We start from the raw sequence: 17,471 nt of genomic DNA on the forward strand, positions 1-17,471 counted from the left end.
CCGTGAACCCTTCTGTCCTGCTGATCGTTCTGCTCTCGTTGGTAGGACTCGCGCTTGCTCTGATCGTGGTCGTCACGATCCGACGCAGGTCGATCTCGAAGCTCTCGGGTGCCTTTGACTGTTCCATCAACGTGGGCGAGGAGTATTCTTCTCGCCCACGTTGGCGTTTGGGCGTGGCCGTGTTCTCGGTCACTTCCCTGGACTGGTATCCGGTCTTCGCACTGACGCGGCGCGCCGCGTTCCGATTGCCGCGCGCCGATCTCGACATCCTCGTCCGGCGCAAGCCCACCTCCGGTGAGCAGTACTCGGTTCTGCCCGAAGCGGTCGTCGTCGACTGCTCGTATGGCAAGGCAGACGGTCGTCCGCGTTCCGTGTCTCTGGCAATGGACACCGAATCCCTGTCCACGATGGCTTCGTGGCTCGAATCATCACCTCCTGGCTTCAATCCGACGATGGGACGTTTCACTTAATGGATGTCTTCCGCTTGACCGGGCCCGCACAGTTGGCGGGAACCATCGATGTCAGAGGCGCCAAGAACAGCGTCCTCAAACTCATGGCCGCGAGTCTCCTCGCCGTGGGACGTACCACCATCACCAACGTCCCGGCCATTCTCGACGTGCGGATCATGGTCGAACTGCTCGTCCGCCTCGGCTGCGAGGTCGACTACGACGCCAGAGACGGCGTCGTGAGCATCGACGTCCCCGCCGAGGTCGGCATCCAGGCCGACTACGAACTCGTCCGCGCAATGCGGGCTTCGATCTCCGTCCTCGGCCCACTGACCGCACGGATGCGTGCCGCACATGTGGCTCTTCCCGGCGGTGACGCCATCGGTTCCCGGGGACTCGACATGCATCAGGCCGGTCTCGAGGCCCTGGGCGCTGTCGTCCACCTCGACCACGGCTATTTCGTCGCAGAGGCTCCGACGGGTCTGCGCGGTACCGAGATCGTCCTCGAGTTCCCCTCCGTCGGAGCCACCGAGAACCTCGTCATGGCGGCAACTCTCGCCCATGGCACCACGACCATCGCCAACGCCGCGCGCGAACCCGAGATTGTCGACATCTGTACGATGCTCGTCGAGATGGGGGCGCAGATCGAGGGAATCGGCACCTCTGACCTCACCATCACCGGTGTCGAATCGCTGCATCCGGTCACCCACCGCACCGTCGGCGACCGCATCGTCGCCGGAACCTTCGCCTTCGGCGCCGCATTGAGCGCGGGCGATGTGACCGTACGCGGAGTCGGGCTCGACATCATGCCCAATATCGGTATGAAGCTTCGGGATTCGGGCGCCACGGTGGAAGACCTCGGTGAGATCATCCTCGGTGACGGAACGCGGGGCAAGGGATTCCGCGTCATCGGCGCCTCGCGTCCACATGCCATCCGGGTGGCCACCATGCCGTTCCCGGGATTCCCGACGGATCTGCAGCCGTTCGTCATCGCGTTGAACTCGGTGTCCGACGGTATCGGTCTGCTGTCTGAGAATCTGTTCGAAGCGCGCTGGCGCTTCGTGCAGGAGATCGCCCGCCTCGGTGCGAAGGTCCGCATCGACGGCAACCATGCACTGGTCACCGGCAGCGAGATTCTTTCCGGTGCCGAAGTCGAAGCTTCCGACATTCGCGCGGGAGCGGGCCTGGTCATGGCCGCCCTCCGGGCCGGGGGAGTCACCGAGGTATCGGGAATCGATCACATCGAACGCGGCTACGAGAATTTCGTCGACAATCTTCGCGTCCTCGGTGTCGACATCGAACGCGTCGAGAAGCGCGACGTCCTCAGCTTCGACTAGTTCTCTCTCGACGAACTCCGCGGACCCTGGCAGTCAGGATTTGCCTCGTTCGTGCAAGTCGGCCCTCGGTTTTCGGGCTCATCGTAAACGAGAGTGTAAGTCGGGTCTGAATCCAACCGATTTGAGCAGACACTTGGCGATGTAATGGGTAAGGTTGCGGAACCCCCGGTTAGATCCGTTCAGATGCTCAAGCCTGCCGTTGATCGATTCCGTCGGCGGGTTCGACGTTCCGGCGCAGTTGGCCAACGCATCGGCCGCTCGCCGCCACAACGTGCGTACCAAGCGTTTTAACTCCACCAATCCAGCTGGCAGCTCCGATGATTGCTACATCCAGAAGTCTCCTGCCTTCGTGGCGGTCGGTACTCCGGCGGGCGATCACGTTGTCTTGACACACGCTCCAGGTGACGTTGACTTCGGCAGGGGGCTTCGGATCGGCGAAAAGATCGAAAGTTCGCTCAAACTGACGCTTGGCGAGCAGACTGCCGCAGGTAAGCAGGATCCTGTGCGGCGGCACAACGCATCGGACCATCATGCTGAAGATCACAGTTAGATCACATTGCCACTCAACCCTCCGAAGTACGCGCCGATTTGCAGTCCGACTCTCCAGAATGAGTTCAGACCACCCTGGTCAACTTCGATACTGCGCACTATGGCACCGAAGCCCCTGTGACATATGGAGATCCCCAAAGTGACAATTCATCCATTGGTGAAGGCGGGTTCGCTCGCCCTAGCCCTTGCTATCGCACTGCCAACCACATCCCCAGTCCAGGCACAGACATCTTCAGGCCTTCTTGAACGACCAGACGATGCTCAAGTGGCGCTTGACAACTCGCAGTCACAGCCGATCGCAATGCCCACCGCACTTGATACCGGCGACGAAGAGGTCACGTGGAGCCGCGATGGCGTCGTGACATCTCTGAGCGCAGATGGAAGCTTGCGAGCCTCCACCAGCGTCGACGATCGGGTCGATGTTGGACTCTCGGTTACAGAACATGCCGCGCCGAAAGATCTGTCTGTGACAACCGATGGCACTGCCATCATGCATCGAAGCGGGACCGAGGCAGCCCATGCGATGCAGATCCTCGACAATGGTGCGATTAGCGCCAGTGTTCTTTTGGCAGGGCCTGACGCCGAGAAGACGACCCAGTACGATTTCACCGAAGATGTTGCACCTGTTCTTCAGAAGACCGGTGCGGTGGCGCTGTACAAGGACGACGTGCTGGTCGGTGTGGTCGAACAACCGGTTTCGCACGACGCTTCCGGGGCCGAAGTCGACTCTCACTATTCCATCGAAGGGAATCGACTGGTGCAGACCGTGGACCCCGAGCCGAAGAGCGTTTACCCGATTGTGGCGCAGGCTGCGGTCGCCGTCTTCTACACGAGGGGTGACTATGTCCATGTCACTAGAGGTCAGGCTTCAGGTCACGGGTGGTGGATCAAAGGCACGGCCAAAGCGACGAAAGCGAAGGTCACGGTGCAGCTGCAGTACAAGCCGAAGAAGACTTCGTCGTGGAACAGAAGGGGCAAGGCTGGGGTGAAGATAATCGGGCCGGGCACTTCGAAGAGAGCCAACGCCCGGATGACGTGTAGGTCGCAGGCTAGAAAACAATGGCGTAGCTGGGTGGATGTCAATCTCATTGGATACCTCGATTCCCCCAATAAGCTCTACACAAGCGCAAGGACTCTTAAATGCACATTGTGAAAGGTTCGACTGACCCAATCATCGTAAGTGTCGACGGTACATTGGAGGTCACGGAGGCAATCCACAGAGGTATCCAAGCGGGCGAAATCGACGAAGAGGGCGCGTTTGCGCGGTTCTTCGGACTGTGCACGGCCTTGAGCCCGCAGAGCTCCGCCAACAAGGCGTTTGAAGCACATGAGGGCTTCTGGGCATTCGGCGGCGCAGAGACTCTGCGAACGCTGAGGGGGGAGCTTGGATGGTTTCAGATCGAACATCTTGGCGGAGTTCCACCAGCTATGCTTGTGCCGCTGTTCGTTCATGCAGCTGCCGATACCGTCGCCCAGTTAGGGAGCCTGTCGATATCGTCGTTCAGCATTCAGATCCCGGGGCATGTTGCGCCGGTCGACCCCGTGTGGATCCAGACGCTCCTCGACCAGTTCGCTGCAGTCGACGGTACGACAGAGCCAACCAAAGCCACCGTGAGCCTATTTACGACTCCCCGGGCGCGATTACGCGATTCCGCGGTCGAAAATTGGTTTGAAGCCACGCATACCGGCGGTATCGTGCTCCGTGCGTTGACCGACGAAAACTCTAGGGCCACGTTCGATGATCGGTGGGCGTTGCGTTCGTCACCGATGGTGTTACGTGCAGTGTTCGATGTTCCCGAGTGGTCTGCTGCGAGTGCGTCGATGCTTGTTGCCTTCATACTCGAAGCTGCGCGAGCAAGTAAGATCGACGGCCCGGTCATCGTCAATGTGGGCCGTAGTGAGTCTGCCTGAAGCAGATCGGCATATGCAATCTGATCATCTGCCGTTTTCAGCCCTATCGTGATTGAGAATGTAAGGTCGGCCTGAATCCGCCGGACTCGAGCAGACTTCTCGCGATGTAGTGCGTGAGGTTGCGGAATCCCAGAGCAGACCCGCGGAGATGTTCAAGCCTGCCGTTGATAGCTTCAGTCGGACCATTGGACGTTCCCGGTCGGGTGAAGAACGCGAGCACATCAGCAGCGCGACGCTTCAGAGTCCTTCCCAACCGTTTGAGCTCAACCAGCCCTGTCGGCAGATTCGTCGCCAGTGCGTCGATGACCGTTCTCAAGAGCTTCTTGCCATCGTTCCGGTCGGCGGTTCGGTAGGCGCTGACAACGTCTTGGTAGACGGCCCAGGTGACTTCGACTTCGGTGAAACTCGAATCGGCGAACAGGCCCGCGATCCTCTCCTGTTGCTTGGTTGTGAGCAGATCAGCGCCTGTGTGCAGAGTCCTCCTCGCACGATACAAGGGGTCTTTGGCTCGCCCACGATGGCCAGTTGTCTCCTGCTGAATACGACGGCGCACTTCGTCGAGAGCATCACCGGCGAGCTTGACGACGTGGAAGGGGTCCATGACTTCGACAGCGTCGGGCAGTTCCTCAACCGAGGCTGTTTTGAAGCCGGAGAATCCGTCCATCGCGACGACGTCGATGCCATCACGCCAGTCCTTCGGGCGGGCTTTCAACCATTGCTTGAACACCCGCTTCGAACGTCCGGGCATCATGTCGAGCAGACGTGCTGGGCCTGTTGCCTGGCTGATCGGGGTGAGGTCGATGATGACGGTGACGTACTTGTTGCCACGTCGGGTGTGCCGTCATACGTGCTCGTCGACGCCGATCACGGTGACCCCGTCGAAACGGGTCGGGTCGTTGATCAACAGTCGGCGACCTTCAGCGAGGATTGCGGAGTTTGCGGTGTGCCAGGACGCGGCGAGTTTGCTTGCGATCACGGACACGGTGTCGTGGTCGATGACGAGAGCACGCAGCGCCCAGTCGAGGCCGGTTCGAGAGATCTTCGCTCGTGGTGGTGCCGCAGCAGTGGTGTCTTGACGCCATACGCGGCCGCACTCGACGCATTTGTAACGGCGGAGGCGAACATGAAGCGTCGTCGGTCGGTGGCCGAAGGGTTCGTGCGCCAGACGGCGGACGACGGTATCGCGAACGATCCCGTGGCCACCGCACCGTCGGCACCAGTCATCGGCAGTGTTGGGACGGCATTCCAGGATGGCTTTGTGTCCGGTGATGTGCTGGCCGATACAGGTCAGGTCGAGGGTGTCGAGTCGGCAGAATGTCGTGAGGTCAGGGGTCGAGAAAGTAGGCTTGGCCACGTCGAGGTCTTTCGGATGGACTGTGTGAGAACTTCCATCATCGGAAGACCTCGACGTCTATCCGGGCAGCGACTCGCCGTGTCCTGGAATCACCGATCTACACCCTCAATTACGAAGAGCCGGTTTTCGGTAGTCGTCGCGCTCGTTCAATCGGTAGCCATTGCGCTCGTTCAAGCCGGCCCCCGTCTGTCCGAGGTTCGCTCTCTCGTTCAAGCCGGCCCCCGTCTGTCGATAGGTCAACGGCGCGGAATTCGCGCTTCGCCTTGAACGGCGACTGCGACCGACCGCCGTTCGAGGGCCTGCGCGGTGGTTCCGCGGACCTTCACGTCGGTCGATCCTCGTTACGATGCGGTCTGTGTGGATGAGTCGAGGGTTGTCCACAGCCCGACTTCTCATCCTGGTTCTCCCGCGGCTCGTCACCCATGCTTGAAGGCATGTATGGATGTCTGTCGACTGCCGCACTGCTCGCGGCCGGGTGGGACTGTCATCGGATCAAAGCCGCCGAACGATGCTGTCTGCGACGATTGGAGCGAGGGCGATATGTTGTCACCGCAGAATGTTCTGATCCGGTGCACAGTTTCGTCAGTGCGATTGCGGCGGCTCCCACAACCACACTGCCGATAGAGTCGACGGGCCTGCGCAAACGCGTGGAGGATTTGAGAATCCTCGTCCGGTCGTACGTCGATCGCCTGCCTCCGGACGCAGTATTCTCTCACCGCAGTGCACTCATCGTTCACGGCCTTCCAATTCCATACGTCGAGCGGGACGATGTCTTCGCCGAATCGGTGAGTCCGCGCAGCGGAGTTCGTCTGGCGAAGATGCTCGTGCGGCGACGCGTCTTAGATCCTGCAGGGCACGAGTTCGTCGATGGGATCCCGGTGACGACGGTCCTGCAGACGCTGCTCGACATTGCTCGGGACTGTCCGCTCGCATTGTCTGTCGCGGCGCTCGATGCAGCGGTGCGCAGCTCGGTCGTGACCGTCGAACAGATGCGTTCCTTCAGTGAAGCGCATCCTGTTCGCACAGGCACACGGAAGATCGTCAAGGTATTCGAGAGTGTCGATTCACGCCGCGAGAGCGTCGCTGAGTCGATCTGCGCGGTGCGGTTCGTCGAGCATTCGATTCCGGGGTTCGAGCCGCAGGTCGACATTCGTGATGACGACGGCAAGCACTTGGGCCGTACCGATTTCGCCAATAGACGGGCGAAGGTCATCGCAGAGTTCGATGGTGCAGGAAAGTACCACCTCGACGGAGCGGATCCGCAAGTGACTTTCGAACGTGAACGGCGCCGCGAGTATGCGTTGCGCAACGAGGGCTGGTTGGTCTTCCGTGTCCGGTGGAGCGATCTCTTCTCCGCCGATCTCTTCCTGCGTATCGGAGAGTCAGTGCGACGACGACTGGTCATGGACGACAGCCGTCGCGAAGTATGATCCTGACGCTCGATCAAGGCGGACAGCGTAAGTCGCTCCGTAGACGGGGCGATAGACGCTGTCCGCCTTGATCGACGGTGTGGGCCCGCGCTGAGGAGCTACGGACGTTGCACGAAGGGAGCGACACGGCTCGGCTTGATCGGCGAGGCTGGAGTGAGTGGAGGGTTAACCCGCAGCTTGATCGGCGAGGCTGGAGTGGGTGGCCGGCTATCCCGCGGGTTGACCGTGAGCATATCCGCCGGCTGACCGTGAGTGATCAGAAGAGGCGCGTCTCGGGGTCGTCCATTCCGCGGAGAGCATCGTAGTCGAGAACGACGCAGCGGATGCCGCGGTCCTCGGCGAGAGTGCGCGCCTGCGGTTTGATCTCCTGAGCAGCGAAGACTCCGTTGACTGGGCTGAGGAGAGGATCGCGATTCATCAGCTCGAGATAGCGGGTCAGCTGCTCAACACCGTCGATATCGCCGCGGCGTTTGATTTCCACCGCCACAGACTTCTGTCCGTCGTCACGAGCCAAGATGTCCACCGGACCGATCGCGGTCATGTATTCGCGGCGTACCAGACTGTAGCCCTCGCCGAGGGTCTCGATATGCTCGGCGAGCAGTTCCTGCAGATGCGCTTCGACCCCGTCCTTGACCAGCCCGGGATCGACACCGAACTCATAGGAGTCGTCAGCGAGAACCTCGGCGATGGAGATGACGAGACGGTCTCCGGTCTTCGTCTGCGACACCTCCCACAGCTCCGTCAGACCGGCCTCTGCCTGCTCGGCGTCGGGCTCGATGTGCCGAACCGTGCACGGGGGAGTCATCCAGTTCAGCGGCTTATAGGAACCGCCGTCGGAATGGATGAGCACCGAGCCGTCGGACTTGAGCATAATGAGGCGGGTGGCCATCGGAAGGTGGGCGGTCAGACGACCGGCATAATCAACGGAGCATTGGGCAATGACTAGACGCACGCGCTTCAGCCTACGTGAGACAATGACTCAATGCCACGATCTTCATCCTCGCGTCGCAAGAACAAATGGCAGCAGGCTCCCCGCGACCTGTCCGACTCTGTGGCAGGCATGAGGACAAGCCGTTCACTGCCGGACGGAAACTGGTCCGTGCAGACCGTGAAGGGAAACGAATCCGGTAAGGTCTATGTCTGCCCCGGCTGCGGCCGCGATGTCAGTGCCGCCACGAGCCATATCGTTGCGTGGCGTCAGGATGCTCCCCACGGAATCGAGATCGGGGTTGAGAGCAGGCGGCACTGGCACCAGCACTGCTTCGACCGCTTCCGGTGAGGGCAGATGATCTCTGGGCTGTCGGAAACAGGGCTGGAGTCGATTGAGACCTCAGTCAGCCAACCTGCCTCACAATGACGAAGGGACCCGCATCAGCGGGTCCCTTCGTCATAGTCGATTCGGCCGGTCTCAGATCAATCGTGCTGGACCCAGTCGGTCTCGACTCAAACGATCTCAGCGCAGCGAGTTGCGCGAGCGCGAGGTCTTCGAGTTGTCCTTCGAACCGGAGACCTGAGCGTTGATCGAGATGGTGTCCTCGTCGGTGGCGCCGTTGGGCAGATCTTCGCCTGCCGTGTCATCCTCATCAGCGGCAGAGCTAGCCTTCGACTCTGAAGCGTTCTTCGAAGAAGGAGTCGACTTCGAGCTTTCGGCCGACTCGTCGGAAGCCTTCGCAGGGCCGTTGTCCTCGGCTCCGGCACCACCGTTCTTCGCCGGACCGGTCGACTTCGCATCCCCGCCAGAAGCGGATCCGGACTTCGAGGTTTCGGCGTCGTTCGACGCTGCGTCATCGGTCGACTTCGCGGAGTCATCGGCCTTGGGCGCATCCGACGAGTCATCGTCGGCCAGCAGGTCTTCGAGCTCCTGACCGTCGGCGATCTGCTCGGTGGCGTGAGACGCCGATTCGGCCTTCGCCGGATCCACTGAGTCGCCGCCCATGACCCCGGGCATAGCGAACAGCGAACGGAGCTGATCGAGCTGAGCAGTGATCGTCTTGCGCTGCTTCGTGAGCAGATCGACCTGCGACTGTGCGGAGGCGACATTGCGTTTGGCCTCTGCCGCGGATTCCTCGATGGTGGCCTCGGCGGTGGCGCGAGCTTCCGCAATGAGCGTCTGTGCGCGGGACTTTCCGTCGGCGATGATCTCGTCGGCCTTCTTCACTGCGTCGGTGCGAGTCTGCTCCGCACGCTCGGCAGCTTCCTTGGCCTCGGTGTCGGCCTTCGCTGCGCGTGCCTGAGCCTCTTCGACGAGCTTCTTGTTCTCGACCTGAGCCTCTTCGTAGCGCTTCTTGCGTTCGGTCTCGGCTTCCTTGCGCTTGTTCGCGAGCTCGACGTCGAAGTCGTTTCCGGCCTTCTTCGATGCCTCGTCGCGTGCCTTCGCGGACTTGAGCAGCTCATCGGCCTGCGCCTGAGCAGCCGCCACTGTCTCCTCTGCCTCGGTCTTGGCCTCGGCACGCAGATCCGCAGCTTCCTTCTCAGCGGTCGCCCGCAGTTCGGAGAGCTCGAGATCAAGGCTCTCGCGAGCCTCCTTGGCGGAAGCGGCATTCGCTTCCTTGGCCTGGTTGGTCTCGCGTTCGGTGGTTGCGCTGAGCTCGGCTGCGCGTTTCTCAGCGGCTTTGATCGTCTCTTCGGCGCGCAGCTCGGCCGAGGAAGTGATCGCATCGGCTTCCGAGCGCGCATTGGACAGTGTGTCGTTGCTCTCGGTGTGCATCCGAGCGCGAGCGGACGCCGCCTCGGCGCGGGCCTTGTTCCGGATCTTCTCGGCATCGGAATTGGCCTGAGCCAGGGTCTCGCGAGCCTGCGACTCGGCGATCTTGAGAAGATGGTCAATGCGGCTTCCGGGAGGCCCTGCCGCCTCTGCATTGTCGTTGGCAGCCTTCTTCAGCTGTGCTTTGGCTTCGGAGAGCTCACCTGCGATCTGCAGCTTCGCCCGATCTGCATTGATGACCTGACTGCGCGCATCGGCCAGGGCCTTGCGGACCGACTCGACCTCGGTGCGCAGCTGCTGCAGTCGCGAATCGACTTCACTCTTCTCGTAGCCGCGCATCGCTGTGCGGAATTCTTCGGTGGGCGTCACTGAAGCGAACTCCTGTCATCTTGGAAAGGGGGTGTTCTTAGGCTGTCCTCGTCCTACTCTAACGGAGACTCCATGAGTGTTGGGTGCGAATGCGAGAGTGTGGACGAGGGCTTGATCCATGGCTGCGCGGACCCCGTGATGCAGGCCACATGGGCCTCGACTAGGCTGGTGGATGTCGAAATGCATACGTGCTGCGGACTCGCGTCCGCAGCGCGGATATCCGAGGAGGAAATATGGCTGATGCAGTGATCGTCGCCGGAGCGCGCACACCATTCGGGCGACTTCAGGGGGAGCTGTCGAAACTCAGTGCCGTCGAGCTCGGCGCCGAAGCCATCGCCGGGGCACTCGATCGTGCCGGCATTCAGGGCTCCGACGTCGACTATGTGATCATGGGCCAGGTTCTGCAGGCCGGAAACAGTCAGGGTCCCGGTCGGCAGGCGGCAGTCAAGGCCGGCATTCCCATGTCCGTTCCGGCAGTGTCGGTCAACAAGCTGTGCCTGTCGGGAATCAACACGATCACCCAAGCAGCTCAGCTGATCCGAGCGGGCGAGTACGACGTCGTCGTGGCGGGAGGGCAGGAATCGATGAGCCAGGCCCCGCACATGCTGATGAAATCGCGTTCGGGGTACAAGTACGGTGATGTCGTCGCCAAGGACCATATGGACTACGACGGACTCTGGGACGCCTTCACCGATCAGGCTATGGGCGGACTGACCGAAGAGGCCAATGCCGGTGACCGCGAGTTCTCCCGCGCCGAGCAGGATGAGTTCTCCGCTCGTTCGCACCAGCGGGCCGCGGCGGCACAGAAGGCCGGTGCCTTCGAGAACGAGATCGTGCCTGTGACCATCAGCTCACGCAAGGGCGATGTCACCATCTCCGCAGACGAGGGTGTGCGTCCTGACACGACGGCCGAGTCCCTGTCCAAGCTGCGGCCGTCCTTCCGGAAGGACGGAACGATCACCGCCGGCAACGCTTCGCAGATCTCCGACGGAGCCTGCGCTGTCGTCGTCATGTCGCGTGAGAAGGCCGAAGAACTCGGCGCTCCGATCCTCGCCGAGATCCGTTCGCACGCCTGGACCGCCGGACCGGACTCGACTCTCCAGCACCAGCCCTCGCAGGCGATCAAGGTCGCTGCCGAGCGTGAAGGCGTCGCAGCCGACTCCTTCGACCTCTATGAGATCAACGAAGCCTTCGCCGCCGTCGGCTTGGCCAGCGCCAAGGACCTCGGCATCGACGAGGACAAGGTCAATGTCAACGGCGGCGCCGTCGCACTGGGCCACCCGATCGGTGCCTCGGGAGCCCGGGTCGTTCTGACCCTCGCCCTCGAACTCCAGCGCCGAGGCGGCGGCACGGGTATCGCCGCACTCTGCGGAGGCGGCGGGCAGGGCGACTCGCTCATCGTGACAGTGCCTGCGCAGGCCTGACCCGAGTCGTTCGACCTCAACTCAGACAGATGAACCGGTGGGGAGTCGATCGGCTCCCCACCGGACCAGACAGAAGGGACCACCAGCATGCTCGCAGCTTTCTCAGTCGCTCCCAGTGGGGGAGAAGGGACCGACGCCTCGGTCCACGATGCCGTGGCAGCGGCTGTCGAGATCGTCCGCAATTCCGGTCTGCCGCACCGGACGGACTCGATGTTCACGACCATCGAAGGGGAATGGGACGAGGTCTTCGCGGTCATCAAAGAGGCCACCGAGGCTGTCGGCGAGTTCGGCACTCGAGTGTCCCTGGTGGTCAAGGCCGATATCCGCCCCGGCTACACCGGCGAGATCGACGGCAAACTCGAGCGTCTGGAGAAGGCGATCGACGCTCGGGGCGAAGGCTGAGACGAATTCTTCTGAAATTCTCAGTGACGTGAGTCTCATCTGGCGTTAGTCTTTCTCCATCGGATGCATCGATCGAAGGAGATGGACAATGAAAGGTGCAAAGCTCTTCTCAGTTGCCACGGCACTCACGCTTGTCGCGTTGCTGGGCTTCATGCTCGCAGGATTCTTCCCGATCATCGTCGACTTCGCATTCGGGATCGAAGCCGTGGCAGTCATTCTTGCAATGACGGGAGTTGTGGCCGTGTCATTCGTGACGGTGAGGAAGTCGATGGAGAATGCAGCCCGTCACTACTGAGATGTTCCTGCCGAGCTTTCACGGCAGCGAGTAGGCCCCGGTTCGAGGCGACTGACGAGACAGTCCGCTCCACCGGGGCCGCTTTCTGTTCTCATCCGGGCATCGGTTACGATATTTGAGCCTCCGTAGCTCAGTCGGATAGAGCAACCGCCTTCTAAGCGGTAGGTCGCGGGTTCGAGCCCCGCCGGGGGCGCTTCTCATGCCCGCACCCGTTGAGATCGGGCGAGTCCGTCTGATCCCTGCTGTCGCTGAGCAATTCCGCGCCGATACGGCGTGGCAGTTGGTGCCGAGCTGGGAAAACATAGAGAGTGGAGGCGTGATGACTGAGAGCAAGAGCGCCGTGACGCCGCCGGTCGGCCAAGCGTTGAACGATATCGTCAAACGAGTTTCGGAGACGCGCTTCACCCTGCGCAGCGAAGACTTCGCCGACGCTCGCACAGCACACTCGACACTGACTGCGGAACTCAACGACTACGTGCTGCCGCGGATCAATCGTTCGCGAACTCCGTTCCTCATCGCCGTGGGCGGGTCGACGGGTGCCGGCAAATCGACACTGGTCAACTCCCTCGTAGGGCGCAATGTCAGTCCTGCCGGAGTGCGTCGACCGACGACGGGCAACCCGGTCGTCATCTTCAACCCCGCCGATGCCAAGTTCTTCGAATCAGAGCATTACCTGCCTGACCTGCCGCGCAGCTCCGATCCTCAGTCGGCCATGCCCGGAGTCGTGCTCATCGCAGATGAGAACATCGAAGCGGGCACGGCCATCCTCGACTGTCCGGATATCGACTCCATCTCGGAGACGAACCGTGCGCTCTCGCGCAGGGTGCTGCTCAGCGCCGACCTGTGGCTCTTCGTGACGACGGCGAACCGGTACGCCGATGCCGCCCCGTGGGCCCTGTTGAAGACGGCCGCTGCGCGAAGCACGTCGGTGGCCATCGTTCTCGATCGGGTTCCGCCCGAAGCCAACCGCGAAGTCAGGCATCACCTGTCGAGTCTGCTCGCCGATGCAGGACTGGCGAACTCACCGATCTTCTCCGTCGCCGAGCTCGAGCTGGAAGACGGTCTGCTGCCTCATGCGGCGATCTATCCTATTCGCTCCTGGATCTCTCAAGTCGGCACGGAGGGCACCTCACTCGAGCGCATCCGCAATCGCACGCTGACGGGTGCGATCGCTGCGCTGCCCGCACGGGTCAGGGAGCTCGCCGACTTCGCCGAAACTCAGGAACAGGCCCACATCACCCTGGTCGGCTCAGTGGAGAAGAACTTCCGATCGGCTCAATCCGGGCTCGCCGAAGTCTTCTCCGACGGACGGGTCCTGCACGGAGAGGTCAATGCTCGCTGGCAGGACTTCGTGGGCACAGGCCAGCTCTTCCGCGGACTGGAGCCGACGATGGCTCGAATGCGCGATCGCATCTCCGCTGCGGTGACCGGCAAACATGACGCGGCCACTCCATTGCATGTCGCCATCCTGCGTAGCGCGGCTGTGTCCCTGCGCGAACAGGCCATCGACGTGGTCGACGAAGTCAATGCCGAGTGGCGAAACACCGCTGCCGGTGCGGCCCTCATCGAAGATCAGCCTGAACTGCGCACGGTTGGCGCGGGGCTCGAGGACTCAGTGAAGTCGGCGGTGGCCACGTGGTCGGACGAAGTCAACGCGCTTGTGCGCGATATCGGTCAGGGCAAGAAGTCCAAGGCTCGAATCCTCTCCTTCGGCGTTGCAGGAGTCTGCGCCGTCGTCGAATACGCGGCCTTCTGGGATCCGCGGAGCTCCCGCGATGGCGGGCAGAGCACCCGACAAGGGGCAGGAGTCGCACTCAATCTCGCGGAGACGATCTTCGGAGCCGACGAGGCGGCCGGGCTCATCGCATCGATCCGACAGCGCTTCCTCGACGCGGCTGTGGGCATCGTGGCGGGCTGCCGCACTCCTTTCGACAACGCACTGAGACTATCCGCGGTACCGGCGCGGCAAGCGGGCGCCCTGCGCGCCTCCGGTGAACGACTTGAGGTGGCATTGTGAACAGTTCCGCACAGACCGAGATCCGGCGCCTCGCCGAGGGTATACGACACGCCCTGTCGCTGAGTGACGACAAGCTCGGCGGAGACGTTCGCACCGATGCGCAGAATCTGCTCGATCGGGCGGAAGACCGTCTGGGCCTGGGAGAGGACTTCACCGTCGTGGCGTTCGCCGGGTCGACAGGCTCCGGCAAATCCTCACTGTTCAACGCTGTGGCCGGTCTCGAGATCGCCCGTGTCGGTGTGCGCAGGCCGACGACTTCACGCCCGACCGCATGCGTCTGGGGCGAAGGCGGAAACGATGTCCTCGACTGGCTGCATGTGCCCGAACGCAGCCGCACCTGGCGCGAGTCCGCGCTCGACGGCGACGATCAGAGACGCCTGCACGGTCTGATCCTGCTCGATCTGCCCGATCACGACTCCACGGCAGTCGAACACCGTGTCGAGTCGGATCGTCTGGTGGGACTCGTCGACGTCGTGTTCTGGGTCGTCGACCCACAGAAATACGCCGACTTCTCATTGCACTCCGAGTACCTGACCAAACTCGCCGAGAACAGCGGGAACATGGTCGTCGTCCTCAACCAGATCGACAAGCTCAGTCAGGAGGAGCAGAAGGCCGCAACCGACCATCTGCGCCAGCTGCTCAACGAGGATGGGCTGAGCGAGACGAATGTGCGCATCTCCTCGGCCGTGACCCGGGAGGGCATCCCAGAGATCCGCAGTATCCTCGCCGACACCGTCGATTCGAACGACGCAGCGGCCGAGAGGCTGTTGGCCGATATGCAGGCGATGGCCAATCGGATCCGGAAGGAGCTCGGAGAACCGGTCTCCTCGCCGGACGAATTGGCCGGCGCATCCCGACTGGTCGAGACGATGTCGGAAGCCGCCGGTGTCGAAGCCGTGGCACAGACCGTGCACGATGATTACATCCGCCGTTCCTACCGCAAGACCGGGTATCCCATCCTCGCGTGGGCCCAGCGCAATGCCCCCGATCCGCTGGGTGCCAAGCACGGTCAGGACAGGGACGAGCTCGTCCGCGCTTCGGTGCCGGCGACGACCAAGGCGCAGAGCTCCCACGTCCGGCTCATGGCGCACGAACTCATCGCAGAATCCGTGTCGACCATGCCGCAGGCATGGCAGAACGAGGCCGCGGAAGCAGAGAAGAAGAGCACCGACGAGCTGTCGGCGAATCTCGACTCGGCCGTCACAGCTGTGGATATCACTCGCCAGAGCCCTGGTTGGTGGTCGCTGGCACACACCCTGCAGATCATCTTCTTCGTCGCCTCGATCATCGGTCTCCTCGGAATCGTCGTCTCCGCTCTCGTCGCCGCGATCGGTTCGGGTGCCCTGCCGACGTGGTGTTGGATTGTCAGCATCGGGATGTTCTTGATCGGCTGCATCGGTTCATTTGTGACTTCTCTGGTGGCGAAGTCTGCGCGGGCCAAAGGCGCCAAGGAGGCGGCCTCCGAGGTCGATGGCAAGCTGCGAGACGCAGTCGGCAGGGTCGCCCAGAGCTCGTATCTCAACTCGGTGAAGAGCGTCATCGGAGAGCACCGACGGGCATACGAGATGCTCGGCTGAGACGCAGACGCGCATCTCCGACTCGAACACACTCTGTGGGCGACTCGGACTGTGGAGCCCTGTGGACGGAGAATCTCTGTCCACAGGGCATTTCACGTTTCTGGACACTGGTGCGAAGGACCGGCTGAATGGAGATCCATGCGGACGCAGAGGACCGTATGGTTTCATCACACCGATTTGGAGACACCGATGTCCGCAATCCCGATCACCGTCACCGGCACCATCGCCACCGAGCCGACCGCACGAACGCTGCCGTCCGGGCGAGCCTGCGCCTCGTTCAGGCTGGCCGTCAACCACTGGAGAGTCGACAAGAACACCGGCGAGTTCGTCACAGACGGCACCTCGTGGTTCGGTGTCGACTGCTACGGCGACCTGGCGAGCAATTCCGCGATGTCGCTCAGCACCGGCGCCGCGGTGATCGTATCGGGCAGTCTGAGGAATCGAGAATGGGCAACCGAGGAGCGCAGCGGAATCTCGCCGACGGTGGTCGCGGATCATATCGGTCCCGACCTGAGGTACGGAACCGCGCATTACAAGCGCGCCAAAGCAGCCGACCGCTCACAGTCGACTGCCGGAGAGGCGAACTCTGAGTCATCCGGATCGAACGATTCTGTCTGGAGCGCCTTGGGGCCCGCCGCAACGCCGCCGGAGTCCGAATCCGACGGCGACACCGATCATGACGACATCGTCGATACCGCGAGCGGCGTCGGTGCCGACATCGACGCCGGTGCCGACGAAGATGATCCGATCGCACGGGAGACCGCGAAAGCCGCGGCGCCCTTCTGATCGGCTGAATTCCTTGCAACCCTGTCGAATCGATGCGCCTCGCAGCTCGTGACATCCGCTAGAGTGAGACTGTCAATCGTCCCCTCTCGCCGAGGTTGCAGATGCGTCTTGTTCCTGTGCTGAGTGCTGCGGCACTGACTCTGGCATTGTCGGGGTGTTCGCTTCTCGGCTTCGGTGCCGATGATTCGCAGCCGCAGCCGAAGCAGACCCAGGCGAAGCCCGTTGCCGAAGTCGACAAGGTGCTCAAGGCGCTCAAACCGCTGACGGGTGACAAGGAATCGGTGCCGTCGACGAAGAAGTTCTTCTCCACGATGCTCGACGCCGGATATGAGCCCAAACAGCTGGAGGCGACGATCGACGAATCGCCGCTCGGCAATGAAGTCCCTTCGAAGATGTTCGGAGTCAAGACCGACAAAGGCTGCGTCGTCGGCGAGATCCGGAAGGGCAAAGCCACCGCAGACCTCGTCCAGCCCACCGAATCGACGGGCTCCTGCCTGTTCGGCGAAGTGGAACGGCCGAAAGGTGTCAAAGCCCCGAAGGGCGAGAAGCGCGACGAAGACGGCGACTCGAACGGTGCCGGCCACCTGCCCGGCGAGGACATCAACGGCAAGGACGGTGAAACCGAGAGCCCCGCGCCGAGTGAAGACGACTCCGCGTCGGCAGGCACCGGGGGAGCGGAAGGGACTCCGGGCTCAGAAGGCACCGACAGTACCCAAGGCACCGACGGTTCTCAGGGCACCGATGGGTCCTCCGGTGAGGGCGAATCCGAGGAGACCTCGAGCGAGGGCGACACTTCGGGTGAAGCCCCGTCTCTCGGCGGAGGCTGAGCACTCCCCGGCGCAGGTCGGACCGCCTCGGCGGAAGTTCGGT

At 62.2% G+C, this 17,471-nt stretch carries 15 protein-coding genes, 1 tRNA gene and 2 pseudogenes; 14 read left to right on the forward strand and 4 right to left on the reverse strand.

Translation table 11 applies throughout. The features are described 5' to 3' along the window. Nucleotides 1–2 precede the first annotated feature (2 nt). Nucleotides 3–470 carry a DUF2550 domain-containing protein gene (locus tag AC3CD9_RS04705; RefSeq protein ID WP_025776910.1) on the forward strand — a complete coding sequence of 156 codons (468 nt, stop codon included), beginning with the start codon at nucleotides 3–5 and terminating at the stop codon, nucleotides 468–470. Further along, entirely contained in the window at nucleotides 470–1,783 is a 1,314-nt protein-coding gene (gene murA, locus AC3CD9_RS04710) for a UDP-N-acetylglucosamine 1-carboxyvinyltransferase (RefSeq protein ID WP_488366550.1), read from the forward strand. The genes AC3CD9_RS04705 and murA overlap by 1 nt, the downstream gene beginning before the upstream one ends. A 78-nt stretch (nucleotides 1,784–1,861) precedes the next feature. Here the strand turns inward: murA and AC3CD9_RS04715 are convergent. Beyond that, nucleotides 1,862–2,285, reverse strand: a pseudogene (locus tag AC3CD9_RS04715) (transposase); the annotation flags it as partial. A gap of 171 nt (nucleotides 2,286–2,456) precedes the next feature. Here AC3CD9_RS04715 and AC3CD9_RS04720 point away from each other — a divergent pair. Further along, nucleotides 2,457–3,485, forward strand: coding sequence for a hypothetical protein (locus AC3CD9_RS04720; RefSeq protein ID WP_488366551.1), 1,029 nt, complete (start codon nucleotides 2,457–2,459; stop codon nucleotides 3,483–3,485). Beyond that, nucleotides 3,473–4,243 (forward strand): thioredoxin domain-containing protein, encoded by a 771-nt coding sequence (locus AC3CD9_RS04725; protein WP_488366552.1) that lies wholly within the window; start codon nucleotides 3,473–3,475, stop codon nucleotides 4,241–4,243. The genes AC3CD9_RS04720 and AC3CD9_RS04725 overlap by 13 nt, the downstream gene beginning before the upstream one ends. A 43-nt stretch (nucleotides 4,244–4,286) precedes the next feature. On the opposite strand, the pseudogene AC3CD9_RS04730 reads toward AC3CD9_RS04725, so the two are convergent. Next, nucleotides 4,287–5,597, reverse strand: a pseudogene (locus AC3CD9_RS04730) (ISL3 family transposase). 656 nt (nucleotides 5,598–6,253) lie between these two features. On the opposite strand from AC3CD9_RS04730, the gene AC3CD9_RS04735 reads away from it, so the two are divergent. Further along, nucleotides 6,254–7,027 carry a type IV toxin-antitoxin system AbiEi family antitoxin gene (locus AC3CD9_RS04735; RefSeq protein WP_488366554.1) on the forward strand — a complete coding sequence of 258 codons (774 nt, stop codon included), beginning with the start codon at nucleotides 6,254–6,256 and terminating at the stop codon, nucleotides 7,025–7,027. A 256-nt stretch (nucleotides 7,028–7,283) separates the two neighbouring features. On the opposite strand, the gene nucS is transcribed toward AC3CD9_RS04735, so the two are convergent. Next, nucleotides 7,284–7,979, reverse strand: a complete 696-nt coding sequence (nucS, locus tag AC3CD9_RS04740) for an endonuclease NucS (RefSeq protein WP_139466990.1) — start codon at nucleotides 7,977–7,979, stop codon at nucleotides 7,284–7,286. Between the two features lie 30 nt (nucleotides 7,980–8,009). Between nucS and AC3CD9_RS04745 the strand changes: the two genes are divergently transcribed. Further along, nucleotides 8,010–8,306: a hypothetical protein gene (locus tag AC3CD9_RS04745; RefSeq protein ID WP_488366555.1), complete on the forward strand. Its 297-nt coding sequence runs from the start codon at nucleotides 8,010–8,012 to the stop codon at nucleotides 8,304–8,306. Between the two features lie 174 nt (nucleotides 8,307–8,480). Here AC3CD9_RS04745 and AC3CD9_RS04750 read toward each other — a convergent pair whose 3' ends face one another. Then, nucleotides 8,481–10,100: a cell division protein gene (locus AC3CD9_RS04750; protein ID WP_488366556.1), complete on the reverse strand. Its 1,620-nt coding sequence runs from the start codon at nucleotides 10,098–10,100 to the stop codon at nucleotides 8,481–8,483. 233 nt (nucleotides 10,101–10,333) lie between these two features. Here AC3CD9_RS04750 and AC3CD9_RS04755 point away from each other — a divergent pair, with 233 nt between their 5' ends. The 8 genes from AC3CD9_RS04755 to AC3CD9_RS04790 all read left to right on the forward strand — a co-directional run bounded on the left by AC3CD9_RS04755 (nucleotide 10,334) and on the right by AC3CD9_RS04790 (nucleotide 17,428). Then, on the forward strand, nucleotides 10,334–11,524 hold the full coding sequence (locus tag AC3CD9_RS04755; protein WP_264801520.1) for an acetyl-CoA C-acetyltransferase: 1,191 nt from the start codon (nucleotides 10,334–10,336) through the stop codon (nucleotides 11,522–11,524). A gap of 87 nt (nucleotides 11,525–11,611) precedes the next feature. Beyond that, nucleotides 11,612–11,926, forward strand: a complete 315-nt coding sequence (locus tag AC3CD9_RS04760; RefSeq protein WP_262776798.1) for a thiamine-binding protein — start codon at nucleotides 11,612–11,614, stop codon at nucleotides 11,924–11,926. Between the two features lie 88 nt (nucleotides 11,927–12,014). Beyond that, on the forward strand, nucleotides 12,015–12,221 hold the full coding sequence (locus tag AC3CD9_RS04765; protein WP_488366558.1) for a hypothetical protein: 207 nt from the start codon (nucleotides 12,015–12,017) through the stop codon (nucleotides 12,219–12,221). A gap of 119 nt (nucleotides 12,222–12,340) precedes the next feature. Further along, nucleotides 12,341–12,414, forward strand: a tRNA-Arg gene (locus AC3CD9_RS04770). A 126-nt stretch (nucleotides 12,415–12,540) separates the two neighbouring features. Next, entirely contained in the window at nucleotides 12,541–14,238 is a 1,698-nt protein-coding gene (locus AC3CD9_RS04775; RefSeq protein WP_488366559.1) for a dynamin family protein, read from the forward strand. Beyond that, nucleotides 14,235–15,815, forward strand: coding sequence for a GTPase (locus AC3CD9_RS04780; protein WP_488366560.1), 1,581 nt, complete (start codon nucleotides 14,235–14,237; stop codon nucleotides 15,813–15,815). The genes AC3CD9_RS04775 and AC3CD9_RS04780 overlap by 4 nt, the downstream gene beginning before the upstream one ends. Nucleotides 15,816–16,004: 189 nt before the next feature. Next, on the forward strand, nucleotides 16,005–16,601 hold the full coding sequence (locus AC3CD9_RS04785) for a single-stranded DNA-binding protein (RefSeq protein ID WP_488366561.1): 597 nt from the start codon (nucleotides 16,005–16,007) through the stop codon (nucleotides 16,599–16,601). Nucleotides 16,602–16,702: 101 nt separating this feature from the next. Then, entirely contained in the window at nucleotides 16,703–17,428 is a 726-nt protein-coding gene (locus AC3CD9_RS04790) for a DUF6993 domain-containing protein (protein ID WP_488366562.1), read from the forward strand. Nucleotides 17,429–17,471: the final 43 nt, after the last annotated feature.

The organism is Brevibacterium sp. MGP-B1, assembly GCF_057766545.1.